31 protein-coding genes, 1 tRNA gene and 1 pseudogene are annotated in these 21892 nt (G+C 66.8%); 22 read left to right on the top strand and 11 right to left on the bottom strand.

Annotated features, from left to right (window positions below; all coding sequences use genetic code 11):
* Positions 1–587: hypothetical protein (locus tag ACO1BU_RS27225; protein WP_424139110.1), on the top strand; the 587-nt coding region annotated here is incomplete at its 5' end.
* A gap of 575 nt (positions 588–1162) precedes the next feature.
* Here ACO1BU_RS27225 and ACO1BU_RS27220 read toward each other — a convergent pair.
* Together ACO1BU_RS27220 and ACO1BU_RS27215 are read right to left on the bottom strand one after the other, a co-directional pair.
* A complete protein-coding gene (locus ACO1BU_RS27220; RefSeq protein ID WP_424139109.1) occupies positions 1163–1390 on the bottom strand; it encodes a hypothetical protein in 228 nt (75 codons plus the stop codon).
* A gap of 11 nt (positions 1391–1401) precedes the next feature.
* A complete protein-coding gene (locus ACO1BU_RS27215; RefSeq protein ID WP_424139108.1) occupies positions 1402–1683 on the bottom strand; it encodes a hypothetical protein in 282 nt (93 codons plus the stop codon).
* 604 nt (positions 1684–2287) lie between these two features.
* Between ACO1BU_RS27215 and ACO1BU_RS27210 the strand changes: the two genes are divergently transcribed.
* The gene (locus ACO1BU_RS27210) at positions 2288–3031 is read left to right on the top strand and encodes a Crp/Fnr family transcriptional regulator (RefSeq protein WP_424139107.1); all 744 of its coding nucleotides are present in this window, start codon (positions 2288–2290) and stop codon (positions 3029–3031) included.
* A 66-nt stretch (positions 3032–3097) separates the two neighbouring features.
* Positions 3098–3358: a DUF6894 family protein gene (locus ACO1BU_RS27205; RefSeq protein WP_424139106.1), complete on the top strand. Its 261-nt coding sequence runs from the start codon at positions 3098–3100 to the stop codon at positions 3356–3358.
* Positions 3359–3435: 77 nt separating this feature from the next.
* Here ACO1BU_RS27205 and ACO1BU_RS27200 read toward each other — a convergent pair whose 3' ends face one another.
* The 6 genes from ACO1BU_RS27200 to ACO1BU_RS27175 form a co-directional block, all read right to left on the bottom strand.
* Positions 3436–3696, bottom strand: a complete 261-nt coding sequence (locus ACO1BU_RS27200; protein ID WP_424139105.1) for a hypothetical protein — start codon at positions 3694–3696, stop codon at positions 3436–3438.
* A 142-nt stretch (positions 3697–3838) separates the two neighbouring features.
* Positions 3839–4072 (bottom strand): helix-turn-helix domain-containing protein, encoded by a 234-nt coding sequence (locus ACO1BU_RS27195; protein ID WP_424139104.1) that lies wholly within the window; start codon positions 4070–4072, stop codon positions 3839–3841.
* 39 nt (positions 4073–4111) lie between these two features.
* Positions 4112–4384: a hypothetical protein gene (locus tag ACO1BU_RS27190; protein ID WP_424139103.1), complete on the bottom strand. Its 273-nt coding sequence runs from the start codon at positions 4382–4384 to the stop codon at positions 4112–4114.
* A gap of 144 nt (positions 4385–4528) precedes the next feature.
* A complete protein-coding gene (locus tag ACO1BU_RS27185) occupies positions 4529–4762 on the bottom strand; it encodes a helix-turn-helix domain-containing protein (RefSeq protein WP_424139113.1) in 234 nt (77 codons plus the stop codon).
* 340 nt (positions 4763–5102) lie between these two features.
* Complete coding sequence (locus tag ACO1BU_RS27180; protein ID WP_424139102.1) at positions 5103–5357, bottom strand: hypothetical protein; 255 nt, start codon at positions 5355–5357, stop codon at positions 5103–5105.
* A 235-nt stretch (positions 5358–5592) separates the two neighbouring features.
* On the bottom strand, positions 5593–5841 hold the full coding sequence (locus ACO1BU_RS27175) for a helix-turn-helix transcriptional regulator (protein ID WP_424139101.1): 249 nt from the start codon (positions 5839–5841) through the stop codon (positions 5593–5595).
* Positions 5842–6059: 218 nt separating this feature from the next.
* Here ACO1BU_RS27175 and ACO1BU_RS27170 point away from each other — a divergent pair, with 218 nt between their 5' ends.
* The 13 genes from ACO1BU_RS27170 (at position 6060) to ACO1BU_RS27110 (ending at position 14025) form a co-directional block, all read left to right on the top strand.
* On the top strand, positions 6060–6416 hold the full coding sequence (locus ACO1BU_RS27170) for a hypothetical protein (RefSeq protein WP_424139100.1): 357 nt from the start codon (positions 6060–6062) through the stop codon (positions 6414–6416).
* Positions 6413–6784, top strand: a complete 372-nt coding sequence (locus ACO1BU_RS27165) for a hypothetical protein (protein ID WP_424139099.1) — start codon at positions 6413–6415, stop codon at positions 6782–6784. The genes ACO1BU_RS27170 and ACO1BU_RS27165 overlap by 4 nt, the downstream gene beginning before the upstream one ends.
* The gene (locus tag ACO1BU_RS27160; RefSeq protein WP_424139098.1) at positions 6781–7251 is read left to right on the top strand and encodes a hypothetical protein; all 471 of its coding nucleotides are present in this window, start codon (positions 6781–6783) and stop codon (positions 7249–7251) included. Before ACO1BU_RS27165 ends, ACO1BU_RS27160 begins: the two co-directional genes overlap by 4 nt.
* Positions 7248–7898, top strand: coding sequence for a hypothetical protein (locus ACO1BU_RS27155; protein WP_424139097.1), 651 nt, complete (start codon positions 7248–7250; stop codon positions 7896–7898). The genes ACO1BU_RS27160 and ACO1BU_RS27155 overlap by 4 nt, the downstream gene beginning before the upstream one ends.
* 67 nt (positions 7899–7965) lie before the next feature.
* Positions 7966–8127 carry a hypothetical protein gene (locus ACO1BU_RS27150; protein ID WP_424139096.1) on the top strand — a complete coding sequence of 54 codons (162 nt, stop codon included), beginning with the start codon at positions 7966–7968 and terminating at the stop codon, positions 8125–8127.
* A gap of 556 nt (positions 8128–8683) precedes the next feature.
* Positions 8684–8947, top strand: a complete 264-nt coding sequence (locus ACO1BU_RS27145; protein ID WP_424139095.1) for a hypothetical protein — start codon at positions 8684–8686, stop codon at positions 8945–8947.
* 148 nt (positions 8948–9095) lie between these two features.
* Entirely contained in the window at positions 9096–9338 is a 243-nt protein-coding gene (locus tag ACO1BU_RS27140; RefSeq protein WP_424139094.1) for a hypothetical protein, read from the top strand.
* On the top strand, positions 9338–9721 hold the full coding sequence (locus ACO1BU_RS27135; RefSeq protein ID WP_424139093.1) for a hypothetical protein: 384 nt from the start codon (positions 9338–9340) through the stop codon (positions 9719–9721). The genes ACO1BU_RS27140 and ACO1BU_RS27135 overlap by 1 nt, the downstream gene beginning before the upstream one ends.
* On the top strand, positions 9718–9927 hold the full coding sequence (locus ACO1BU_RS27130) for a hypothetical protein (protein ID WP_424139092.1): 210 nt from the start codon (positions 9718–9720) through the stop codon (positions 9925–9927). Before ACO1BU_RS27135 ends, ACO1BU_RS27130 begins: the two co-directional genes overlap by 4 nt.
* Complete coding sequence (locus ACO1BU_RS27125; protein ID WP_424139091.1) at positions 9924–10949, top strand: hypothetical protein; 1026 nt, start codon at positions 9924–9926, stop codon at positions 10947–10949. Before ACO1BU_RS27130 ends, ACO1BU_RS27125 begins: the two co-directional genes overlap by 4 nt.
* Positions 10949–12964, top strand: a complete 2016-nt coding sequence (locus ACO1BU_RS27120; RefSeq protein WP_424139090.1) for a DUF927 domain-containing protein — start codon at positions 10949–10951, stop codon at positions 12962–12964. The genes ACO1BU_RS27125 and ACO1BU_RS27120 overlap by 1 nt, the downstream gene beginning before the upstream one ends.
* A 265-nt stretch (positions 12965–13229) precedes the next feature.
* Complete coding sequence (locus tag ACO1BU_RS27115; RefSeq protein ID WP_424139089.1) at positions 13230–13622, top strand: hypothetical protein; 393 nt, start codon at positions 13230–13232, stop codon at positions 13620–13622.
* A gap of 139 nt (positions 13623–13761) precedes the next feature.
* Positions 13762–14025: a hypothetical protein gene (locus tag ACO1BU_RS27110; RefSeq protein ID WP_424139088.1), complete on the top strand. Its 264-nt coding sequence runs from the start codon at positions 13762–13764 to the stop codon at positions 14023–14025.
* 411 nt (positions 14026–14436) lie between these two features.
* Here the strand turns inward: ACO1BU_RS27110 and ACO1BU_RS27105 are convergent.
* Positions 14437–14513: transfer RNA gene (locus ACO1BU_RS27105), tRNA-Arg, on the bottom strand.
* Positions 14514–14597: 84 nt separating this feature from the next.
* Between ACO1BU_RS27105 and ACO1BU_RS27100 the strand changes: the two genes are divergently transcribed.
* Positions 14598–15548, top strand: a complete 951-nt coding sequence (locus ACO1BU_RS27100; RefSeq protein WP_424139087.1) for an alpha/beta hydrolase — start codon at positions 14598–14600, stop codon at positions 15546–15548.
* Between the two features lie 37 nt (positions 15549–15585).
* Here ACO1BU_RS27100 and pip read toward each other — a convergent pair whose 3' ends face one another.
* On the bottom strand, positions 15586–16551 hold the full coding sequence (pip, locus tag ACO1BU_RS27095) for a prolyl aminopeptidase (RefSeq protein ID WP_424139086.1): 966 nt from the start codon (positions 16549–16551) through the stop codon (positions 15586–15588).
* Positions 16552–16663: 112 nt separating this feature from the next.
* On the opposite strand from pip, the gene ACO1BU_RS27090 reads away from it, so the two are divergent.
* The 5 genes and pseudogenes from ACO1BU_RS27090 to ACO1BU_RS27070 all read left to right on the top strand — a co-directional run.
* The gene (locus tag ACO1BU_RS27090; protein WP_424139085.1) at positions 16664–17461 is read left to right on the top strand and encodes a hypothetical protein; all 798 of its coding nucleotides are present in this window, start codon (positions 16664–16666) and stop codon (positions 17459–17461) included.
* A gap of 106 nt (positions 17462–17567) precedes the next feature.
* The gene (locus ACO1BU_RS27085) at positions 17568–18521 is read left to right on the top strand and encodes a metal ABC transporter solute-binding protein, Zn/Mn family (protein WP_424139084.1); all 954 of its coding nucleotides are present in this window, start codon (positions 17568–17570) and stop codon (positions 18519–18521) included.
* Positions 18521–19729, top strand: coding sequence for a hypothetical protein (locus tag ACO1BU_RS27080; protein WP_424139083.1), 1209 nt, complete (start codon positions 18521–18523; stop codon positions 19727–19729). Before ACO1BU_RS27085 ends, ACO1BU_RS27080 begins: the two co-directional genes overlap by 1 nt.
* A gap of 302 nt (positions 19730–20031) precedes the next feature.
* Complete coding sequence (locus ACO1BU_RS27075) at positions 20032–20397, top strand: cupin domain-containing protein (protein ID WP_424139082.1); 366 nt, start codon at positions 20032–20034, stop codon at positions 20395–20397.
* A 131-nt stretch (positions 20398–20528) separates the two neighbouring features.
* A pseudogene (locus tag ACO1BU_RS27070) lies at positions 20529–20731 on the top strand (transposase); the annotation flags it as partial.
* Between the two features lie 96 nt (positions 20732–20827).
* On the opposite strand, the gene ACO1BU_RS27065 reads toward ACO1BU_RS27070, so the two are convergent.
* Positions 20828–21877: an amino acid ABC transporter substrate-binding protein gene (locus tag ACO1BU_RS27065; protein WP_424139081.1), complete on the bottom strand. Its 1050-nt coding sequence runs from the start codon at positions 21875–21877 to the stop codon at positions 20828–20830.
* Between the last annotated feature and the right edge of the window lie 15 nt (positions 21878–21892).

The following is a 21892-nucleotide window of genomic DNA, read 5'->3' as shown; positions in this document are numbered from 1 at the left end:
AGCCGGCGGGCGCCGCTCCTCAAAACCGCTGTCAGCGGATCCTCGACCGTCTCCGGCTGACGCAGGGGGACAACAGTGGTATCGCTCATCTCGGCGTATCGCTCCTTCGGGAGGTTCAGGCAGGCTTTCACCCACCTCGATACGCCGCCTCTCTCACATCGCCATCACCCACTTTCGGCGATAGCTCGTCGGAGCAACGGGAGGCTCTGAAGGTCAGCCTGCTCCGGGGATACCTGATGAACATTGCAATGTTCTGCAGTGAAGCGCACCGGCTGCCTGAAGCGCTCCGGCCACATATGCCGGAGATACGCGCTGCAGAAAAACTCAGCATCCAGCACTTCGGCTCAGTCGAGAACTTCCGGGGCTATATCGCCTCGCGGACGAAGCAGCAGATTGAGGAGCTTTCAAGGATCGGACCGCGCGCCTGTCCGGCGGCGCTCTCCATCTTCGACCGACTGCCTTCAGAGCCCGGTCCGGGTGCGCTGGCTGCGTTCGCTGGCAGGCCGGACATATTTGCCTCCCTGCAGCAGGGCACTCATCCGCTCTGCCCTCCGGAGCAGGAGCAGCGCGTCCATCCCTCGGGCTGAGTGCCCCAGGTCGGCCTAGGGCACCACATGGGCGAAGAGCCATATCGCCGCGACAGCCAATGCTGACCCAATTACCGCAGTTGCGGCGCAGACGGCTAGGATTTCCCGGCGGGCCTGCAGCACTTCCCTGGATCGCCCTATCGACATGCCGAATGGATAACACATCCGTGAGCGGCGTAAACATCGCTCTTCTACTGCGCCGCTGCCCGTCGGCTCGCCTGGGGAACAGCCTTGGGTTCCTTACCTCGGGCCACTACTCTCCTTAGAGGGTGCCTGCCGTGGAATTTTGTACGACTGTTCTATGCGCTCGGCCTGTTCCAGGCAGCGCCGAGCCATGTTCTTCAATATTTCCTGGTCTGAAGGCAGGCTGATCTGGTCCGCCACCCTCAAACACATAGCCGCTTCTTCACGCAGCTTCCGCGCCTCGTCCAGGATCATGGCTCTCGGCCTCAGTACGGATAGCTTTAACGCCGCGGTCGGAGCCTCTGTTCCGTGGTTTTGGCCTAAAATGCGCGTAGGTCAGCGCGTGCAACCTTACCCTCCGCCTGCCGGGGACAAACTTGACTTCGCCACCATCACTCGGAGATCTCCCGCTCCAGCCGCAGATGCTCGCGGGCCAGGGCCAGGCTCTTCCCCATGAGCTGCAGCAGGTCGTTCGCCAGTTCGGCGGCTTCCGCATGACCACCCCGGATTAGCTGGACTACGATCTCGGCCTGCCGCTCCATTCGTGCCTCTCCGTCGCGGACGTGGCGCTCAGCGATCTCCAGTGGTGTCTCGCTGCCTGCCCCCTCAGGTTCCTCCATGGCTGGCAGCCTCACGCCTCGGCCAAGATAGCAATGTGAGCTTGGGCGCGGTCGAGGGCGGCTGCCATCGCTGTCTCCCGGGTGGCCATACTTCCCGCGTCAATCTGGCCTTGTTCCGGGTCGCCCTCGTTATCGGCCTCTACAACCCGCCAGCGCCAGGGATCGTCACCCTGATCGGTCAGATCGCTTGGAGAGACCCGAAGCAACAAAGGTGGCTCGTCGGCGGCGATCTGGAGCGTCCTCGTCCAGGTACCGTCGCCCTCGGAGGCCCAGTCGGTGGCAAAGCTGTCCACGCAATTACCTCTATGTCGCTTGTTGGGCTGTCGCCGATCGGACGCGGAGGCGCCGCCGGAAACAGCCCGTCACGAACGACAGGAACTCAGGACAGGTTTCCGCTGCCTGAGGATCGTCGGTCAGGCTGCGCGAGTTCGTAACCGCACCCCAGCACCCCCGTCATTCTCCGGAGTGAGCTCCACGCCGCCGGTCGGTGAGCCTGCAGGGTGTACCGCACGCCGTTGCGCCACTTGCCTTGTGATTGGGCTTGCTGATCGCGCCGCAACGGGCTGTGCTCGCAAGTGCAGCAAAAACCCTGCTGGCGGCGTGGAATTCTTTCGCTGTGCTGCAAAAAAAGCGTGTCGTGCCGGATCGGAGCCCCGCATCTTGGCTCCTGAGGAAGGGGATTTCCCCCTTCTGCCGTGTGACTGGCGTTTCCTCCCTAAACTCGGCCGCTCCTTCGGGGGCGGCCTTTCTTTTGCGCCCCTGCCGGCGGCCCTCTGAGGTGATTAACTTAGGCTAATAAGCTCTACTGCACCCAAGCTTTATAGCTTCGGTTGTGAGCGCCACGCCCCGCGGCGCCCGGAGCAGCGACCGCGTTTGCTCCGCGCTGAAGGAGCAGCTGTGCCACAAACTGAATACGGGCCTGAGCGGCGCCGTCTCATTCGCAAGTTGGAGAGCATCGCGGACCTAACGGAGGAGGAGCGGCAAGCTGTGCTGGGCCTGCCGATGGCGGTCCGACGTCACGTTGCGGGGCAGGACATCGTCCGCGATGGCGACCGCTCAGACGAGTGCTGTCTGGTTCTGGAGGGCTTCGCTTGCAGTTATAAGCTGCTGCCCGACGGTCGGCGGCAGATCTTGTTCTTCCACACGCCCGGTGACATCCCGGATCTGCAAAGCCTCCATCTCGGCATCCTGGACCATGCGGTTGGGGCGCTGACGCCGACCGTGGTGGCCTGCATCCCGCACAAGAGCATCCGCAAAGTGACGCAGCGCCACTCCGGGCTCTTGCATGCCTTCTGGCGCAGCACCATGGTCGATGCTGCGATCCTACGCGAGCGGGTGGTTAGCCTGGGCCGGCGCAGCGCCCATGAGCGAACTGCCCACCTTCTTTGCGAGATGCTGCTGCGCTTCAAGGCAGTGGGGTTGGCGGCCGATGGCACATATCAGTTACCCGTGACGCAGGCAGAGCTTGCGGACGCGCTTGGCCTCTCACCCGTGCACGTAAACCGAGTGTTGCATGCTCTGCGACAGGAGAAGCTGATCACCTGGGCCGGTTCCACCGTCACCATCCTGAAGTGGCAGGAGCTGCAGGACCGCGGCAGCTTCGATGCGGCCTACCTACACCAAAAGGACGACGAGGTATGACGCTGACGAGCGGCGCACTCGTGCGTTGAGTATCGCAACCAAGCACGTCCTTCTGGATGCCTGCCGATGCCCCGGTACTTCTTCCACATTCAGGACAGCCAGTCCCTAGCCGACAAAGAGGGGACGGAGATCGGCGGCCTTAAAGAGGCACGAGAAGAGGCCGTCCGATTGGCTGGCCAGATGCTGCGGGACGGGGCGCAACAGTTCTGGGAGGACGGAAAGTGGCGCCTAGACGTGGCTAGCCCGGCCGGCGTGGTGCTGTTCACCATCGTCGTCGCGGCTTTTGATGCGCCAATCATTGATCCTGAAGGAATCGACGGTCCCTAGGCTGCCTCTCAAGCGCTGCGGATAGTCGGCTCGCCTGATCCGACCACCAGCACTGAACCTCGTTCCGGCCGAGATCCTCAGTGGAAGCGCAGTTCCCCCCAGGCAGGATCCCACACCCCGAAAGGGTCAATGATCACGAGTGGTGCCTGAAGAGCCTGAGCCTTTCTGATCCCATCATTGATCGCCAGGCTCGCGGCACGCGGAACGAGACCTGGACCGCTGGGGAGATCGCCCGTCAGGGAGAGTTCACGGTGACTGCCGGGCGCTACCACGACGCCGACCAGGTTCCGGTCATCATCTTCCGTGAGATAGACGGCGACTTCCTCTGGGAAAGCCATTTGGCGGCTTCCGAAGATCCCTTGGCCCAGCATGTGTTCCTCCCGGCCGGTCTGAAGCCGGCTAGGCATTCTCAGCCAACTTCTTGCCGGATGTCTAAGCTATTCGGCGACAGAGAGTGGCGGCTAACCCTGTTGCTCCGCGTCAAGGCTGCCGCTTCTTTAGCCTCACGCCTGGCCGCTCGCTATTCTCGTCCACGAAAATCACCCCGGCCGCTTCCAGAGCGGCGTGAAGCGCAGAAACAGTGGCCCGCCGAGGCCTACCGTTCCCCATCTCGAAATACATCACGGTGCCGACCGTCACACCCGAGTGCAGCGCCAGATCCCACTCGGTCCAGCCCAGCAGGGATCTGGCCGCTTGGCACTGCTCAGGGGTCAAGCCGTGAATTCCTTTGGCCTCACGCCTGGCCCCCCGCCGTTAAGCTCGCTGAACTCCACCCCCACCGCTTTCAGGGCGGCGCGGATCGTGGGAGCTATTCTCTGGCGTCCGCTCATACACCCAGGCCGCAATCAGCGCGCCGTCGGGACCGTAGACGTGAACCTCGGCATCAACGCCACGGCTTCCCCATCGCTCTGCAACAGCAATTGCCGTCCCAGCAGCCAAGTCCTGGGTTTTGTAGCCGGTATAAGCCAACTGGCCGTGCAGTACCTTCCAGGTCGCGCCTTCCGGTAAAACTAGGAACTGTTGCATTGTCGGCCACTCCTCGACGGTGAGCCTCTTGGGCAAGCCGAAACTGGCCGGACTTATGGCCCGGCCGAGTTTGCGTTGAGCTTCACGTTTTGAGGCGGACGCCGACCACGGGCTTAATTCTGCCCCGTCATCACTGCTTTTCGTTTACGGCGCCTCGTTCCGCAGCCTCACCCCAGCTCCCCCGCCGTTCTCAGGAATGAACTCAACCCCCGCTGCCTCAAACGCAGCGCGAATGGCGGAGCACGTAGCCAGAGTAGGCTGAAAACGCGCTTCCTCCAGGTTCCTGACCGTCTCGGATGAGACCTGGGCCTGCACGGCTAGATGGCTTCTGCTCCACCCCAAAAGCTCGCGCGCCTGGCGGCAAAGATCACGGGCCATGGTATGGCGTTCGCCGCGTCTGCTTCGCTCGCTCAAGGGCATGGTGTCCATCCAGCGCACGACGGCCAGCAGCAGTGATGGCCCAGCCGTGAGAATGTGGCTGCACAGGGCAGGGGCCCAGTGTGGCGAAGCCACGATCGAGAAGGCCCTCCAGCGTCGATGGCCCGACGCCCCGCCCCAAGTTTTCCATGAGCTCGAATTCGTATGGGCAGGCGGCCATAGCCTCCAGCGCGCGCCGCTCCCGCGCGTTCAGATCCCCAATCACAAGCGCGTCCTCAGTCTCACCTCAGCGCCGCCTTTATTCTGAGGAATGAACCCGTCTCCAGCGACGGTCACGCTATCATTCCAGCTCGTAGGTTGTAGCCCTGGCGACGGCCGCCGCCATGGCAGCGTCGCGACTGGCCGATCCGCCAACCTCGATCTCCCGCTCAGCCTCATCATCCAGCGCCACCACTTCCCAGGTCCATGGTTCAGAAGTGTGGGGCGGATCAGGAAACACGCGGAGCAACAGGTCCGGCCTGCCCGGCTGACCGGGTATGGTTAGGGTCCAGGTCTCGCCCCAGTCCTCGGTCCAGTCTCCCGTCGGCTCGATCATCTGCGGGTATCCTCCTCCTTCCGCAGCCGCACGCCCGGGCCGCCGCCATCGCGCTCGATGAACTCGACCCGAGCCGCCTCCAGGGCAGTGCGCATCGCCGCGATAGTTGACGGCCGGACTGGCCCCTGACGGCCTTCGAACCTTCTCGCCGTTGACTCTGCGAGTGACGACAGGATCGCGAGCCGCAACACCGACCAGCCAAGTAATTTCCGAGCTGTCCGGCACTGCTCGGGGGTCAAGCCGTGGAGTCCCTAAGCCTCACGCCGGGACCACCGCCGTTGCGCTCGATGAACTCGACGCCTGCGGCTTCAAGGGCGGCGCGGATGGCGGCGAGGTTATTGGGATAGGGGGTCCGGGCGCCCCGTTCGAAATCAACCACGGTCTGCCGCGCGACCCGCGCCTTCTCAGCCAGTTCTGCCTGGCTCCAGCCGATCATGGCACGAGCGCCTCTACACTGGGCAGCAGACAGGTCGGTATCGAGCAAGGTCTATCTTTCTGATTGACGTTAGCGCTAAGACCAATCAGATTAATTGAGGTTGGCCACCACGCCAATCGGAAATCGGCCGAGCGGGGTGTTGCGACCACCCAGCCCGGCCTGACCGCAACCCTTGCTGTGGAGCAGCACGGATCATGGCTAAGCACGCCCATACCACAGGTGCGCCCAGAAGAGATGCGCTCCCCGTAATCGGGGCACTGAGAAGAGTGCCCATCCTCAGCCTCGGGGAGAGAAGAAGACCCCCCGAGCTCGCCCCCGTGGCCGAGCTGCGCGCCCTCCGCGAGAGACTGGAGGTGCTGGTCACCAACACCATCGACATGCTCGACGCGCTCGACGGTGACTACGACCTGGAGCCCGACGCGGAGGGCGAGGCCGAGAAGGTGTCTCACGGTGCGACACCTTTGCCGGGGGGCCAGCAGCCCGTGACGCTGGTGCCCGACTGGGTGCGGCCGGTGCAGGTCCTCCGCCCCGGTCACCGCGAGATGCGCGAGGCGTACCGCCGGAACGGGGATCCGATCCCGGCCAATCTCCGGTTCGACATCTTCGGGAGGCCGCGCGGATGAGCCGGTCCTTTCTGCAGCCAGTCGAGCAGCCCAGCCCTAACCCCTTCGGCCACGGGCCGCGGGTCTTCCGCATGACGGGGCCGATGATGGAGCCGACGCTCCGGCATGGGGATCTGCTGATCGCTGTCCCGATGTCGCGCTACCACTGCGAGGGCCTTTACTTCCTCAGCTTCGGTTTCGGGCACATGGCCGTTTGGCGCTGCGAGGCCAGACAGGGCAGCATCTTCGCCTGGAAGGATTCCGAACCCGCGTATCAGCTTGAGATGACGCGCGCGGAATTCGAGGAGGCCGTGCTCGCCCAGGTCGCCATCACGGGCCGCCTGGTTGCGGGCGGACTGCTGCCCGAGGCCGGGGGGATCATCGGATGACCCGCCGCACCCCTACAGGCCGCCGCGCGGTCCTGACCGGCGCAAGCTGCGCCGCCCTTCTCCTGGCCGCCCCCGAGGCCGGCGCCACCAAGGCGGCCGAGCTGGACGGGGAACTGATTGCGCTTCTGGATGAGGCCAGAGGACTTTGCCGCGAGTGGCAGAGGCCGATGAGCACACCGCCCACGCTGGAGGAGATCAACGCGCCCCACCCCTGGGAAGCCTTGATGGCCCGTGCAGCGGCCATTCCCGCCCGCACCCCCGAGGGAGTGAGAAGAAAGGCCGAAGCGGCGGCCGATTGGCTTGCCGGTGGCGACCGCGCTCAGGGGCTGGTCTTCCTCAACCGCGACGGTGAAGCGCTGTTGGCCTGGAGCCTGCTACGTGACTTGCTGGGCGAGCACGCCTTGAAGGAGGCCCATCCCCGGGGCCCGCTAGCGGAGGTCGGTCTGCTGGGGAGGGCCGAAGCATGAGCCGCCCCTTCCGCACGCCGGGCGAGCCGGTGCCCAGGGATCCGCTGGTCTCTGTGCCGGTGCCAAAAACCAGCCTACCGCCCCGCCGCGGCTTCCTGGCGGCGGCCGCTGCCCTTGTGGCGGCCCCTGCTGCTGCGGCCGAGCCCCCTCTGCTCCGGCATGTGCACGTCACCTGCTCGCCGCTCATTCCCATGTCGGACGGCGAGCTGCCGGCGGACGAAATCGCGGCCAGAGCCGCGCGCCATCCCGACGCCGAGGTGATGCGCCTGGCGCAGGAGGTGGCGGACATGGAGGCAGCGTTCATCGCCTCCTACCAGCCCCCACCCGTGACGCTGGAAGAGCAGGAGGCCCGCGAGCCTGAGCAGGACCGGCTGATGCACGCCATCTCCGATCATGCCGATCTCCTGGCACAGATGCCCGTGGCGACGCTGGCTGGCATCGTGGCAAAGGCGCGGGCGGCGCTGGCTGTTGCCGAGCACTGCCCGGAAACGGGAGAGGTGATCGCCCGTGACTACATCCAGATGCTGGCCTTCGGGGCGCTGGAGGATCTGGTGCGGATCATGGAGTGCGGCCAGGACGAGGCCAAAGCCATGGCCGAGGTGGATGCGCATTTGGAGACGGTGCGCGCCGCGGCGGTGGCGTCATGAGCCGCTGTCGTGTTCTTGCCTACATTGCCCGGCTGGTGCCGGCGGCGGTGCTGGCGTGAGCAGGCACGTGACGATCGCCACCATCCTGGCTTCCGGCGCCACCTACCGCGCCCTTAGGGACGCCCTTCGCGTGGCGCCGGACGCGGCCCGGATGCGTGCCCGGCGGGCGGGGCTTCGGTCCCGGTATCGGACCCGGCCGCCGGATCCCGAGACCGCTCGTCGTGTCTAGGTCGCGCGGCAGATGCTGGCGCAAGGGTGCGAATGGCCGGCCGTCGCGGAGCGGCTGGGCATGGAGGTACCGGCGGTTCGGATGATGCTGCGGAGGCCCTCGGTGTGACCGGTTTTCTTCGCCGCTGGCTCACCTTCTGTGACGTCGTGGTCTGCACCACTCGCACAGCCCTCGCCATCGTCCTTCCTGGCAACTCTGCCGTAGTGGATGCTGCCCGTTGCGGGAAACCTCGCAGCCGGGACGCTGTGCTGACTCGATGCTCTTGCATCCTTTGGAGTTTGTGCCTCGCAATCCCCCGTGTTGCCGCTTGACGCCACGTTTTCAAATGCACATCATCCACCGCAGTGGTCGCACTGGCCCAAAGCAGTGCTGCGCGGGAACCGGGCGTTATCGGTTCAAGGCTGTCGCTGAGCCAAAACGGCGTTGCGCTGGAACCGAGCGTCAACGGTTCGAAGTCTTGACCGGACTTAAAGCGGTCTGCGCCTCACCCCGAGCGTCATCGGGTGTTTCGCCAGTCGGGCGGTCCGACTACCCCAGCGAACACGTGAGGCGCTTCATGCGCGCAGCCAAGAGCGGCACCGCCGCACCTTCAATCGACCTATCGTCCTATCCGGTGAACGTCACGCGACAGCGCGGCGCCGAGCTGGTTACACACCATTTCTTTCCGGTCTCTCACCGCACCCTGGAGCGGTGGCCAATCACGGGGAAGGTGGTGGGGGGCCGCATGGTGTTCCGCACGGCCGATCTGTTCGCCATCGCTCAGCAGAAGATGGACGAGGCGCCCCTAGTGCGCTCCGGTTCAGCCAAGAGCAGCAGCTAACTCTGGAAAAGCAAACCCGCCGCGGACAGGTCCGGGCGGGCTGCGAGAACTCTGGGCTACGACTACGCGGGACAACTACGGACACCCGGCATGTAGCGCAGCGCTCGCCGCTCTTCCAGTCCCTTCCGCGGTCTCAACGGAGGCCGCTATGACGCGGAACAACAACAGCACTGGCCAGCGCCAGGGGCAGCGACAGAACGCACCCTTGCTGCCTGCCTGCCGGCTCTATCGGAAGAACAACAGCACGACTGGCGCGCCCTTCCTCATAGGCCGTCTGGGCGGGCTGCGCGTGCTGATCTTGCCCAACGGCGAGGGCGAGGAGGGTGAGCACACCCACAACCTGCTGATCGGGGAAGCCGCCCAGCGCGATAGCGCGGAGGGGCAGCGGTGATGGCCCGCGATCCCGAGATGCACCTTCGCCGGCTGGCGGAGCACTCCAAGCTGCAGGAGACTTCAGGCCATCCGGCTATCCGGAGCCTGTCCGACGCGATCAGGCTATTCCCCTTCCGGTCCGCCATCGCGATGCCCTCGAAGGCGGGAATGGGCGTGAAGGATCTTCCGCCGATCACGGGCGCTGTCGCGCTTGTCCCAGGCGTCCCGTTCGGCGGCCAGGACTTGGCCCAGGCGGTGGAGGAGGCCAGGACAGCGCTCGCCCAGAACGGAACTTTTCTCATCCTCGCTGCCGATCGGGCGCAGCGCGACGAAGCCAAGACGCGGATCATGTCCGCCCTCGGCTTGCTGATGACGGCCGCCCCGACGGCAGGGCGCGCATGATGCGGCCTGCCCCGAAGCGGCGCCGCCGCACCTCTCTGCCGCAGCGGTCGATCACCCTGCCTCGGCTTGTGTTGCTGGCCGATGCGCCGAATCTGGACGGCCTGCCTCGTGCCGGCCTGCTGCATCCCGGATCGCGGCTTCCAGTGATCTTCCCGAACCTGCCTGCGGCACTGGCCGCCCTGCACGCCATGGAGACGTCGGCATGACGCGGCACAGCGAGGTGCGCGAGGCGCGCTCTCTCACCATCCTCCGCAGCCGCGGCCGGCGCCTCGCCAAGCTGATCCGGGCCGGCGGCGACGTGCAGGGCTATGACAGCGCCCGTACCTACGACATGCACGCCGTCGCCTTCGACGGGTTGGACGGGCTACGCGATCACCTGGCTGTGCTGGCGCACCGGCCGGAGCATTGCGTGGTGCGCGGTGCGATCCTTGATCCGTCTCACACGAAAGGGGTGCGCCGCCTGGTGCACCCCGACAAGGAGACGGGCGATCCGCCCACGCTGCGTGACGCGCCCCGCGCGTGGGTCGCGATGGACTGCGACGGCATCCCGGCGCCCGAAGGTATGGACCGGCGCGACCTGGAAGCCTGCGGCATCCTGGCCCGGCTGACGATGCCCGACGCCTTCCACGGCGCCGCCTGCATCGTCCAGGCCACGGCAGGGCACGCCATCAAGCCCGGCCTGCGCCTGCGCCTCTGGTTCCTGCTGGAGCGGGCGCTGACGGGCGCCGAGTGCCAGCGCTGGCTTCGTGGCGTGCCGGGGGTGGACCCCTCCACCCTCCGGGCCGCCCAGGTCACTTACACGGCGCAGCCGCTTTTCGTGGACATGGCCGATCCGCTGCCGCGCCGGCTGGCGGTGCTGGAAGGGGGCGAGGTGGTGCCGTGCCCGACGCCTGCGGAACTGGCACCCGTGCCACGGCCGGAACCGGATGCGAGTGCTGCAGCGCGCGCGATGAACGGCGACCGCTATGTGCGCGCCGCCCTGATGCGAGCTTGCACTGCCATCGCCACCGCCGCCGTGGACAGCCGCCACCCGACCGCCGTGGCGGAAGCCTGGGGGTTGGCCCGCTTCGTAGTGGCGGGGCTGATGACCGCGGACGAAGTGGTGCGCGCCGTCGACGGCGCCTTGGAGCAGGCTGGCAAGCCCAAGGGCGAAGGCGCCGCCATCGCGGCCTGGGCGATCTCACAGCGCACGGACTCCGGCAACTTCCCGCAGGGAAGGCGCGGCTGATGGATTCTCGCATGGATCCCGATGGCGTGCCGCCGGACGACGCAGGCGCGTCGGAGACGGAGGGCGGCACCAGTCGCGCCGAGATGGCCCTTGAGCTGGTGCGGCTCGCCGGCCTGAGCGAGGCCGAATACCAGGCGGAACGCAAGCACGTCGCCGCTGCACTCAAGCTGAACCTCACTGCGCTGGACAAGCTGGTGAAGGCCGAGCGGAACCGCCGCCGTCAGGAGGAGGCCGCCGCTTCCCGCCGGAAGGCACCGCCCGCGCCAGGGCAGGTCCGGTGGCCGCCCGGCTTCACGATGAAGCACGGTGATGGGCTTTACGCCGATGCGGGAGAGCAAGGCCTGATCTGGCTCTGCGCGCCCCTGGAGGTGCTGGGCGGGGCACGTGACGCGGCCGGCGAGGGGTGGAGCCTGCTGCTGCGGTGGAAGGACGACGATCACCGCACCCACACTTGGCCCATGCCTAAGCGCCTGTTGGTGACGCAGCCGGGCGAGCTGGAGGCCGCACTACTGGAGCGGGGGCTGCGTCTGTCGCCCCACCCGAACGCGCGGCTCTACCTGCGCGAGGCCCTGAGCGGGGTGCAGGCCGGGTCGCGTGTCTCCTTGGTGGGGCGCGCGGGCTGGCATATCGCGGGAGAGCGGATCGCCTACGTGATGGCGGACGGCACGACCTACGGTGGCGGCGGTGAAGAGGTGGTTCTGACCACTTCCGACGCGGGCGCCGCGGCTCGCCTCGCGGCTTGTGGCACCCTGGAAGGGTGGCGGGAAGGGGTGGCGGCGCCTGCGATCGGCAACCATCGCCTGGCGCTGTTCATAGCGGCCAGCCTCGCCCCGCCTCTGTTGGAGATCATCGGCGCCGAAGGCGGTGGCGTGCATCTGTTGGGCGGCAGCTCGACGGGCAAGACGACGTGCCTGGAGGGCGCAGCCAGCGCTTGGGGAAGCCCACGCATGGGCCAGCAGGTGCGGTCCTGGCGAAGCACCGCGAACGCATTGGAGGGCGCGGCCGTCGAATGCTCGGACGGCCTGCTGGCGCTGGACGAGATCGGGCTTGCGGACGGCAAGGATGTGGGGGTGACCATGTACACCCTCGCCGGCGGTGCTGGACGGGGCCGTGCCGATCGGTCTGGCGCGCTCAGGACTCCCAGGACCTGGCGCACGCTGTTCCTCTCGACTGGCGAGATCAGCCCGGCCGACAAGATCGGGGAGACTGGCCAGCGCAGCCGGGCCGGGCAGGACGTGCGATGCGTGTCCATCCCAGCGCTCGCGGGAGGCGGGCACGGCGTGTGGCAGGACCTTCACGGGCACCCGTCCGGCGAGGCCTTGAGCAACGCGGTGAAGGCGGCAGCCCTCGCCCATCATGGGCACGCTGCCCGCGCTTTCCTGGCCGCGCTGGTGAAGATGCGGGCAGAGCGCCCCGTGGAACTACTGAACGGCCTGCGCGAAGCCGTCGCGGCCTTCACACGGGGCAAGCACGTCCCGACCGGTGCGGACGGGCAGGTGCGGCGCGTGGCTCAGCGCTTTGGCCTGATCGCTGCAGCCGGCGACTTGGCAGCAGAGATCGGTATCCTCCCCTGGCCGGATGGCGAGAGCGAGCGCGCGGCGGTGGCCTGCTTCTCCGCATGGCTCGCGGCGCGCGGGGGGCATGGTGCGGCAGAAACCCAAACAGCGCTCCAGGCTGTTCGGGCGTTCATCGGCGCGCACGGGTCCAGCCGGTTTGCTACCCTCATCATGTCCTCCGGCGAGCAGGGCGGTTTGGAGGAGGACACGAGCCGCCCCGTCATCAACCGTGCCGGATGGCGCAGGCAGAGCGGCAGCGGGTGGGAGTATCTCGTCCTGCCCGATGCCTGGAAGGACGAGGTTTGCCGAGGCCTCGACGCCGATCAGGTTGCTCGTGAGCTGGGGGACCGCGGCTTGCTGATGCGGGATGGAAAAAATCTCCGCGTGAAGGTGTCCATCCCCAATGAAGGCCGCCCCCGGCTCTACGTGGTGCGCCCCGGCCTGCTGGAGGGGACATGAACGCGGGAGGCTGCGGGACCCGCTGCCCGACCTGCCCGACCTCCAGCCCAACAGGTCGGGCAGGGGGTGAGGCCGCGAAATACGAGAAAACACGGGTGAAATCTGACCCTGCCCGACCTGCCCGACCTGCCCGACCGCATTTGCAAAGGGGTGGCCTGAAATGAGGAGGTTCGCGGCCCTCGCAGGGGCCTACCGTCTGCCAGGTGCGCCAGAGCCGCCACCGCCCCTGAACATTAAGGCCCCGCCAGCGCAGCCTGAGCCGCGCATGGACCACGACGTCGGAGAGGCCGAAGCCATGGCGTGGTTCTACGCCCAACCCCCGGAGGAACTGCCGCCCTCTTCCGAGAAAGAGAAGGCTCTGACGCGGAAGCCTGCGGAGTTTTGCCACACCATAAAAAGCGCGCCTGAGCCGAGACGCCGGCCGCTACCTCCTGATCAGGTGCAAATCGAGGCGGGGGGGGCGATTTATCTGGAGCAGGACGCCCGGCGGGTTGCGGAGATCCTGGAGGCTGGTGGGCGGGCTGAATGGTGCTTGTCCGGTGGGCTGGACCTGACGCGCAGGAACGGCGGCACGCTGATGCTCTCACCGGCCCAGGCAAGACGCTTGTTGGCTGCGGGGATGCTGCCGGCCGAGGTCGCCCATAGGGCGAGACGCTGAGGGGCGCCTGCGGGGGCGGGCGGAATTTCTGGACCAGTACGCGCACATGCATAGGCACGCGCGCGAGGCTCGGCCGATCATTCAACAATCACGTTGCGACCTGAGAGCAGGGCCGCTGAGCAGGGAGATGGAAGGCGACATGACGGTAAAGGCAATCGAGACCCGCCGGGAACGCGATCGGGAACGGGCTGAGGAGTACCGCAGCCGGCGCCGCCGCGGAGCCATGGCGGCATGGGTGGAAGTGGAGGCCCAGAACATCCGGGCCCTGGAGCGCCTAGGCCTGCTGGAGTTGGGCGAGAGGGAACCCAAGGCGGTGGGAGCCGCCGTTTCGCGCTTCCTAGCCACTGCCGGTGCGGTAGCTGCCATTGGGGACAGCCTCTATCCGCCGGGGACGATGGGCTGATGGGCGCGCCGTCACGCTCCCCTGCAGATAATGGGAAGGAATCGGGGAATGCCGTCACGGCCTCCCCGAACCTGTCTTCCGGATGGGCGGCCTTTCGCCTCATCCGTGTGACCCACCCCGAGCCATTCCAGCCAAAGCGACACGGGAACTGGCGGCACGGCTACTACAGCGCGGAGGGCATCGCGAAGCGGCGGGAGGGGCTTGGCCTTTTGCGGGCCATCTTGGGGCGGCCCACTGGGAAACTGCCGCCGGAACGGCCCCCGTGCGGATGGCTTCGATCGAGAGGATTGCCCCCTGCCGAATGAGCCCCGCCCAGGGGAGGAGCCGGAGGTATTTGCCCGCGATGTCCGGGCAATGTCCGGGCAGGTAAGTGGCAACCGATGCAGGTATGCTCCAAAACCCAGCATTTATTGGTGTCCCCGGCGGGATTCGAACCCACGGCCCCGGGATTAGGAATCCCGTGCTCTATCCTGCTGAGCTACGGAGACACGCAGCCCCAATGCTAGCGTCCCGGACGGCTCTGGCAAAGTCCTCCTCTTGAGTCAGGCTCCGAACCGTCCTCCACTCCACCCATGCCGAACGATCCCCGCCTCGACCCAGAGATGGCCGCCTTCACGGCAATGATGGAGGCCCGTGCCGCCAGCTACCCGCCGCAATCGCTGGAGCGCCCGTTGGACGCCTCCCGTGCGGTGAACGACGAACTGAACATGACGCTTTTCGACCCCGAGCCCCGCATGGCCGAAAGCGCCGACAAATGGCTGCTCATCCGCGGTCGCCGGCTGCTATGCCGCCTGCACCGCCCTCGCACTGACGCGCCGCTGCCCGTGCTGATCTACCTGCATGGCGGCGGCTGGGTGTGGAACAGCATCGACACGCATGACCCGCTGATGCGCCGCTATGCTGCGGGCTCGGGCTGCGCCGTGATCGGCCCCGACTACGCCTTGAGCCCGGAGGCCGTTTTCCCGCAGGCGCTCGAGGAAATGGCGGCTGTGGTGCGCTGGGTGGCGGGGCAGGGGGGCGAATGGGGGCTCGATCCCAGCCGGATCGTGCTGGGCGGCGATTCCGCCGGGGCAAATCTGGCGCTGGGCGCGGCACTGATGCTCCGCCAGTCCGATCCGGACCTCCACTTGCGCGGGTTGCTGCTGAATTACGGTGTCTTCGACGACCGCATGGCCACACCGAGCTATGCCGAATTCGCCGAAGGCTATGGCCTGACGCGGGAGAAGATGCGCTTCTACTGGGACTGTTACGCGCCTAACCCGGCGGATCGCCTCTCGCCCTATGCTGCCCCGATCCGCGCCGATCTACGGGGCTTACCACCTTGCCTGATCCATATCGCGGAACTGGACGTCCTGTCGGACGAGAACCGCGAGATGGTTCGCGCCCTGCGTGCCGCGGGCGTTGCGGTGGAGGAGGACACCTTCCCCGGTACCCTCCACGGCTTCTTGCGCGCCCAGAGCCACGTCGGCGCTGCAAGACGGGCGGTCGAGGCGGGGGCGGACTGGCTCAGGCGCACCGCCTAGTAGGCACCGCCTCAGCTACCCGGCAAGGACCAGGCGGTCAGCGCCGCCGGAATCGCTCCACGGCTGCCACCAACGCCGTCCGTACTCCAGGCTCCAGTGCTGAATGTCCGGCATCCGGCACCACGGTCAGCCGCGCCATGGGCCAGGCCTCGGCCAGCTCAAAGGCCGAGACCGGCGGGCAAACCATGTCGTAGCGCCCCTGCACGATCTCGGCCGGCACATGCGCCAGGCGGTGCATGCCGGCCAGCAGCCCCTCGGGCGGCAGGAACAGGTTATGGACGAAGTAATGCGCCTCGATCCGCGCCAGACCGAGGGCGGAGCGGTCCTGCGCGAAGGAGGCAACCGTCTCCGGGCTCGGCAGCAATGTGCTGCACAGGCCCTCGTAATTGCTCCAGGCGCGGGCGGCGGCCATGTGCACGGAGGGGTCAGGATCCGTCAGCCGCCGCATATAGGCGCTGAGCAGGTCGCCCCGCTCGGCCGGCGGCACATGCTCCGCGAAGGCCGCCCAGGCATCGGGGAAGACGCGGCGCAGCCCGTAGAGAAACCAATCCACCTCATCCGCCCGCCCCAGGAAAACGCCCCGCAGCACGCAGCCAGCCACGCGCTCGGGATGTGCCTGGGCATAGGCCAGCGCGAGCGTCGATCCCCAGGACCCGCCGAAGAGCAGCCAGCGATCAATTCCGAGGAAGCGGCGTAGTGTCTCGATATCCTCCACCAAGCGGGGCGTGGTGTTGTCGCGCAACTCCCCCAGCGGGCGGGAACGGCCGGCGCCGCGCTGGTCAAAGATCACCACGCGCCAGTGCAGCGGGTCGAAGAAGCGCCGGTGCACCGCTCCGGCCCCGGCTCCGGGGCCCCCATGCAGGAACAGGACAGGCTGGCCACGGGGATTGCCCACCTGCTCCCAGTACATGACATGGGCTGGCCCGCCCGCCCCAGCGGGGGAGAGTGGCAGCAGTCCCGTCTCATAGGGTGCGATGTCTGGAAAAAGGTCGCCACGCGGCATGGCCCATCTTTGTCGCATGAGGAGGCGGGGACGCAACGGGGTGGGCCACCCGTCTTGGTGATTTCGGAAGCCCCTTCGCGCAGAGGCCTCGGGACCCTAGTATAAGTTGCTCATGTCCCGTCCCACACCTGGCCCGTCCCACGCCGCCCGCAACGGCCCCCAACCGGGGCCGCGGGCCGCTGCGAACCGCCCGGCCGAGGTGATTTGCGCCGTTTGCGGGACGGAGAGCCGCCAGACGCGTTTCCGCCCTATTCCGCCGGAGGGCGCGCCGGATCTCGACCTGCGCCCTGGCGAGCCGCTGCGGAGCACCATGGCCTCCTGGCTGCAGCAATGCCCGCATTGCGGCTATGTCGCGCCCGAGATCGCCCATGCCCATCCTGCCGCGATCGAGGCCGTGGGCACTGCGCCCTTCCGCGCCCTGATCGCCGAGACGACTCATCCGCCGCTCTCCCGCCGTTTCCTGGCCTATGCCTATGTGCTGGAGGAAACCGGGGCCCTGCACGCCGCAGCGGAGGCGACCCTGCAGGCCGCCTGGGCGGCCGATGACGCGCGCAAGCCCGACCTGGCCCGCGCCTGGCGTGGCGATGCGGTCGCCCTCTGGCGGGCCGGCCCGCCGCTCGATGCCGAGCAGACAGTTCGGGTCATCGATGCCTTGCGCCGTGCGGGCGCCTTTGAGGATGCCGGCGCCACCGCCGACCAACTCGCCGCCTCCCACCCGCCTGAAGCGGTGGCGGGCGTCATCGCGCTGGAGCAGCGGCTGATTGCCCTGCAGGATTCCGGCCGGCACACCGTAGCCAGCGCTCTGCCACCCCCGGCCCGCCGCCCCCATGCGACCCAGGCCACGATCGCGCGGCGGAACCGGGCAGGCGGGTGGTGGGAACGCCTGCGCCGGCTGTGGCGGCGAGATTGACCGAGAGAGCATAGGCCGGCCTTTCAAGCGCGGGGCTCGAGGTCTTCCCTTGCAAAGGCAGGCCGCTTCGAAATACGTAATGTTATAACGTAAGCTGAGGCCCATGATGAAGCGACGCGTCCTTCTCGCCGCTGCCCTTTCTCTGCCTGCTCTTCGCACGGCCCGTGCGCAGGCCGCACTGCCGGTTGTTGCAAGCTTCTCCATCCTCGGCGACCTTTTGCACCAAGTCGCGGGAGAGCGGCCCCTCAGCCTCAGCGTCTTCGTGGGCCCGGATGGGGACGCGCATGACTTTCAGCCACGTCCATCCGACGCGGAGAAGCTGCGTGGCGCCGCCCTGCTGGTCCGTAACGGACTGGGTTATGACGATTGGCTCGGCCGCCTGATCGGTGCTGCGGGTTTCCGCGGGACGACGACCGTCGCCACTGAGGGGGCCCGGATCCGCGCGGCCGAGGGTGGGGCGGAACATGGCCATTCCCACGGAAGCGGCGCCGCCCGCCGCCGGCCCCACGCGGTCGAGCCCAGCCGAACGCCCGACCCGCATGCCTGGGGCGACCCGCGGAATGTGCAGGTCTATGTCCGCAACATCGCGGCGGGCCTTTCCGCCGCTGACCCGGGCAATGCCGCCCTATATGCACGCAATGCCCAGGCTTACATGACCCGCTTGGCCGCGCTGGATGCTGAGACGCGCGCAGCGATCGGGACCGTTCCCCAGGAACGTCGCAAGGTGCTCACCAGCCATGATGCCTTCGGCTATTTTGGGGACGCCTATGGCATCACCTTTCTCGCGCCGCAGGGTATCAGCACGCATTCCGAGCCCTCCGCATCCGATGTCGCGGCGCTGATCCGGCAGGTCCGCGCCGAGCGAATCACTGCGGTCTTTCTTGAGAACATGGCGAGCACCGCCACTCTGGATCGTCTGGCCCGCGAGGCCGGGGTGCAGGTGCGCGGCCGTCTTTACTCCGACGCGCTCTCTCCACCCGGCGGCCCGGCCGCCACCTATGAGGCACTGATCCGCCACAACACCGGCCTGATCGTGCCGGCCATGCGTGGCGACACATGATGCGTGCACTTCTTGCCGCCCTTGCCCTGGCGGCCGCGCCTGCCGCCGCTCAGGTCGCGGCCGCGCCCGCCACGGATGACGTGCGCCTCTACCCGCAGATCGCGGGGGAGGTGGATATGCGCATTTTCTCCCAATCCACCACCTCCGCCACGGATCGTCGCCAGAAGGGCACCAACATCTTCGCCCGGGGGGAGATTGCGACTGGTCTGTTTCTCTCCCCGGAGTGGTCAATCCAGAACGTCATCCACTTCGAGCCTGTGGGCGAGGTGGAGCCGAATGGCGGTACGGTCGGGTTTCGCTACCAAGCAGCCTATGTTGAGGAACTGCGCCTGGACTGGCGGCCCTCCGATCGCCTGACCGTCTATGGCGGCAAGTTCTCGGCGCCATTTGGGCGCGGCCATCATGACTTTCCCGGGCTGTTGCTCGATGTACGGGCGCATGAGGTCTATCTCATTCGGGAGAGTGTCGGCGTCGGCGGCACGGCGACCTATCTTTCCGATGTCCGCTTCGGCGACCACGACATCTCCGTCGCCGTCTTCGGCTTTGACACGAGCTTCCTGAGCGAGACCGCCTTCACCCGCGAACGCTGCTGCACGCCCGGCTTCGAGCGCTATTCCCGCAATTCGCGCCGTCAGGGCGGGGCGGGCAATACCGGCCAGTTCGACAATGTCGCCATTGCGCTTGACGGCGACAACATGCCCTTCCTGCCTAATACCTCATACCATCTAGCCTTCCTCTCGCGCGGCCCGGGCGTGGATGGGACGAAGCGTGAAACGGGCCTGGCCTTCGGGCTGCGGCACGAGATCCGCTGGACCAGCGATATCCGCACTCTGCTCTTTGGCGAATTCGTCCAGTTCCGGGGTGCCGGCGGCAGTCCGCGGGAGGAGGGACCGGAGATCCTTAATGAGTTCGGCATGGGAACTGGCAGTTATGAGCCAGTGACGGCCAATGAGCGCCGCCGCTTCACCACGGTCGGTGCCCAGACCAAGTCTGGCCCCTGGCGCGCGACGATCGGCTTCCAGCGTGACGAGCGGAAGCGCAGCCAGAACCCCGTCCCGCGCGCGAGCTATTTCGAGGTTTCGGTCGGCCGTGACCTGCCGCTGAACTTCCGCCTGGATGTCGGATACCAGCGCAGCGTCGGCGGTGAGAGCCGAGAGGACAAGGCCGATGCAGCGATTGCCGTGCTGGGCTGGAGGGTGTCCTTCTGAGGCCCGGGAGCCGCCGGAAGCAGTCCCATTCTAGGGCCTGTTAGCGCCTGAAGTCCGCGCATAGGTGCGCGTTGAGCTGCCTTTCTGGAGCGCGGTAGTGCTGCCTGTATCACGGGCAGGTGAGCACCTAGCAGCATACGCCGACACAAGCACGATCGAAATTGTCGGTCGCGTCAAGGAACGGGCGGAGTGTAGGATGATGGGGCAACGCTTCGTCGCCTGTTGAAGGCGCTTAGCCCAGATAAAGGTGCGCCTTACTCGCCGCTTTCATTTTAGCCGTGCAACATTCGTGGGGTCGAGCCATGTCGTCCGAGATCGAAATCAGGCGCTTCGAGACACCGGATCAGCTGCTGGACATGAAAGATCATGGCCGCATCTCTATCATCCGGATGGCCGACGGTACCGCTGGAATGCACGCGATCTTTGAGCCTGGTTGGACCTGGGAGGCCGACGAGAAGCCGTTGCTAGGCTCACCCGCCTCCTGCCCGATGCGCCACACCGGATATTGCTTCAGCGGCAAATTGGTAGTTCGCATGCTCAACACGGGCGTCGAGACCCGGATCGGGCCCGGTGACTTCTTTGAGATCCCGCCGGGGCACGATGCATATGTCGAGGGCTCGGAGCGCGTGGAACTGGTCTTGTTCGCGCCGCCCGAACACCAGCATTAACGTCGGAAGACTGTCGCGAGGGTCTATTGGCGCCTAAACGCTGATGCTCTGCTGGCGTTAAGCCGCCTTTCTGGAGGGGCGGCTATGGTGCTGACGGACGAGCAATAGGCTGTGCTGGAGCCACTGGTGGAGGCGTACCGCCCGCTATCCCGCCGAAGAGGAACGAGGCGCCCATCTTCTGTCCAGCATGGATCTACAACAACCGTAACCGCGTCGAACGCCTCTGGGCGAGGCTGAAGGAGTGGCGCGCAGTCGCAGCCCGCTACGAGAGGACCGCGTGCTTCCTTCTTGGCGTCCTCTAATCGCCGCCACCCTGGGCAGGCTCAAGCGCTAACAGGACCTTGTGCGGGGCGCCCAGCCGGAAGGGGGAGCAGGCGACGCCGAAGATGAAAGAGACCGGGAGGATGAGTCCTCCCCATCCCCTCGCACATCAGCGGATCGGGGGGGCGTAGAGGATGCCGCCGCGGGTCCACAGATCGTTCAGGCCGCGGCGCAGCCCGATTGGTGAGTTCTTGCCCAGGTGCCGGTCGAAGATCTCGCCGTAATTTCCGACGGCGCGGATCGCATTGTAGGCCCAGCGCCGATCCAGGCTCATCGAGGGGCCGAAATCACCGGTGGTGCCGAGCAGACGGCGGATCTCCGGATTCGGGCTCTCCAGCATGTTTTCGATATTGGCCTGGGTCACGCCCAGCTCTTCCGCCAGGATCAGCGCATACACCGTCCAGCGCATCACATCATACCATTGCGCGTCGCCCTTCCGGATGGCGGGGGCCAGCGGCTCCTTGCTGATGATCTCCGGTAGGATCACATGCTCGTTCGGATCGGCGAAGGTGGTGCGGAAGCCGGCGAGCTGGCTGGCATCCAACGAGTAGCTGTCGCAACGACCGGAGGCATAGGCCTTCCGCGTATCCTCGTTGCTCTCGAACACCAGCGGGTGGATGGCCAGCCGATTGGCGCGGGCCCAGTCCGCCAGGTTCAGCTCATTGGTGGATCCCGCGCTGACGCAGATGGTTGCGCCATTAAGCTGCGCGGCGTGCTCGATCCCGGCAGAGCGGTGGACGATGAAGCCCTGGCCGTCATGGAAGGTGATCGGGCCGAATTGCAGCCCCGACCCGGCCTCGCGCCCCATGGTCCAGGTGAAGGTGCGGGCCACGATATCCACCTGCCCGGATTGCAGCGCTGGAATCCGTGCCTGGCTCGTCAGCACGGTGAAGCGCACCTTGGCAGGATCGGCCAGCACGGCCGCGGCGATGGCGCGGCAGATATCCGGGTCCATGCCGCGATGCTCGCCCCGGCTGTCTGGTACGCCAAAGCCGGCGGAGCCGGGGTTGGCGCCGCAGTCAAGATAGCCCTTGGCCCGGATGTTCGCGATCGTTGGCCCCGGCGCCACCTGCGCCCGCACCGCCAACGGAAGGATCATCCCGGCCAGAGCCAGCGCTGTGCCGATCAAGCGGCTAAGCCGCTTCGCTCCGATTACCATGCTGCCTCTTCCCCC

Source organism: Roseomonas chloroacetimidivorans, from assembly GCF_049629625.1.
Classification (GTDB): Bacteria; Pseudomonadota; Alphaproteobacteria; order Acetobacterales; family Acetobacteraceae; genus Roseomonas; species Roseomonas chloroacetimidivorans.
The sequence above is the reverse complement of the archived record's forward strand: the minus strand, read 5'-3'. Positions and strand labels throughout refer to the sequence as shown.

Coding starts and splice junctions, on each gene's coding strand:
- ACO1BU_RS27220 (WP_424139109.1), bottom strand. CDS start 1,390: ATGGAGGAACCTGAGGGGGCAGGCAGCGAGACACCACTGGAGATCGCT.
- ACO1BU_RS27205 (WP_424139106.1), top strand. CDS start 3,098: ATGCCCCGGTACTTCTTCCACATTCAGGACAGCCAGTCCCTAGCCGAC.
- ACO1BU_RS27200 (WP_424139105.1), bottom strand. CDS start 3,696: ATGGCTTTCCCAGAGGAAGTCGCCGTCTATCTCACGGAAGATGATGAC.
- ACO1BU_RS27190 (WP_424139103.1), bottom strand. CDS start 4,384: ATGCAACAGTTCCTAGTTTTACCGGAAGGCGCGACCTGGAAGGTACTG.
- ACO1BU_RS27185 (WP_424139113.1), bottom strand. CDS start 4,762: ATGGCCCGTGATCTTTGCCGCCAGGCGCGCGAGCTTTTGGGGTGGAGC.
- ACO1BU_RS27180 (WP_424139102.1), bottom strand. CDS start 5,357: ATGATCGAGCCGACGGGAGACTGGACCGAGGACTGGGGCGAGACCTGG.
- ACO1BU_RS27165 (WP_424139099.1), top strand. CDS start 6,413: ATGAGCCGGTCCTTTCTGCAGCCAGTCGAGCAGCCCAGCCCTAACCCC.
- ACO1BU_RS27160 (WP_424139098.1), top strand. CDS start 6,781: ATGACCCGCCGCACCCCTACAGGCCGCCGCGCGGTCCTGACCGGCGCA.
- ACO1BU_RS27155 (WP_424139097.1), top strand. CDS start 7,248: ATGAGCCGCCCCTTCCGCACGCCGGGCGAGCCGGTGCCCAGGGATCCG.
- ACO1BU_RS27145 (WP_424139095.1), top strand. CDS start 8,684: ATGCGCGCAGCCAAGAGCGGCACCGCCGCACCTTCAATCGACCTATCG.
- ACO1BU_RS27140 (WP_424139094.1), top strand. CDS start 9,096: ATGACGCGGAACAACAACAGCACTGGCCAGCGCCAGGGGCAGCGACAG.
- ACO1BU_RS27135 (WP_424139093.1), top strand. CDS start 9,338: ATGGCCCGCGATCCCGAGATGCACCTTCGCCGGCTGGCGGAGCACTCC.
- ACO1BU_RS27130 (WP_424139092.1), top strand. CDS start 9,718: ATGATGCGGCCTGCCCCGAAGCGGCGCCGCCGCACCTCTCTGCCGCAG.
- ACO1BU_RS27125 (WP_424139091.1), top strand. CDS start 9,924: ATGACGCGGCACAGCGAGGTGCGCGAGGCGCGCTCTCTCACCATCCTC.
- ACO1BU_RS27120 (WP_424139090.1), top strand. CDS start 10,949: ATGGATTCTCGCATGGATCCCGATGGCGTGCCGCCGGACGACGCAGGC.
- ACO1BU_RS27115 (WP_424139089.1), top strand. CDS start 13,230: ATGGACCACGACGTCGGAGAGGCCGAAGCCATGGCGTGGTTCTACGCC.
- ACO1BU_RS27110 (WP_424139088.1), top strand. CDS start 13,762: ATGACGGTAAAGGCAATCGAGACCCGCCGGGAACGCGATCGGGAACGG.
- ACO1BU_RS27100 (WP_424139087.1), top strand. CDS start 14,598: ATGCCGAACGATCCCCGCCTCGACCCAGAGATGGCCGCCTTCACGGCA.
- pip (WP_424139086.1), bottom strand. CDS start 16,551: ATGCCGCGTGGCGACCTTTTTCCAGACATCGCACCCTATGAGACGGGA.
- ACO1BU_RS27090 (WP_424139085.1), top strand. CDS start 16,664: ATGTCCCGTCCCACACCTGGCCCGTCCCACGCCGCCCGCAACGGCCCC.
- ACO1BU_RS27085 (WP_424139084.1), top strand. CDS start 17,568: ATGAAGCGACGCGTCCTTCTCGCCGCTGCCCTTTCTCTGCCTGCTCTT.
- ACO1BU_RS27080 (WP_424139083.1), top strand. CDS start 18,521: ATGCGTGCACTTCTTGCCGCCCTTGCCCTGGCGGCCGCGCCTGCCGCC.
- ACO1BU_RS27075 (WP_424139082.1), top strand. CDS start 20,032: ATGTCGTCCGAGATCGAAATCAGGCGCTTCGAGACACCGGATCAGCTG.
- ACO1BU_RS27065 (WP_424139081.1), bottom strand. CDS start 21,877: ATGGTAATCGGAGCGAAGCGGCTTAGCCGCTTGATCGGCACAGCGCTG.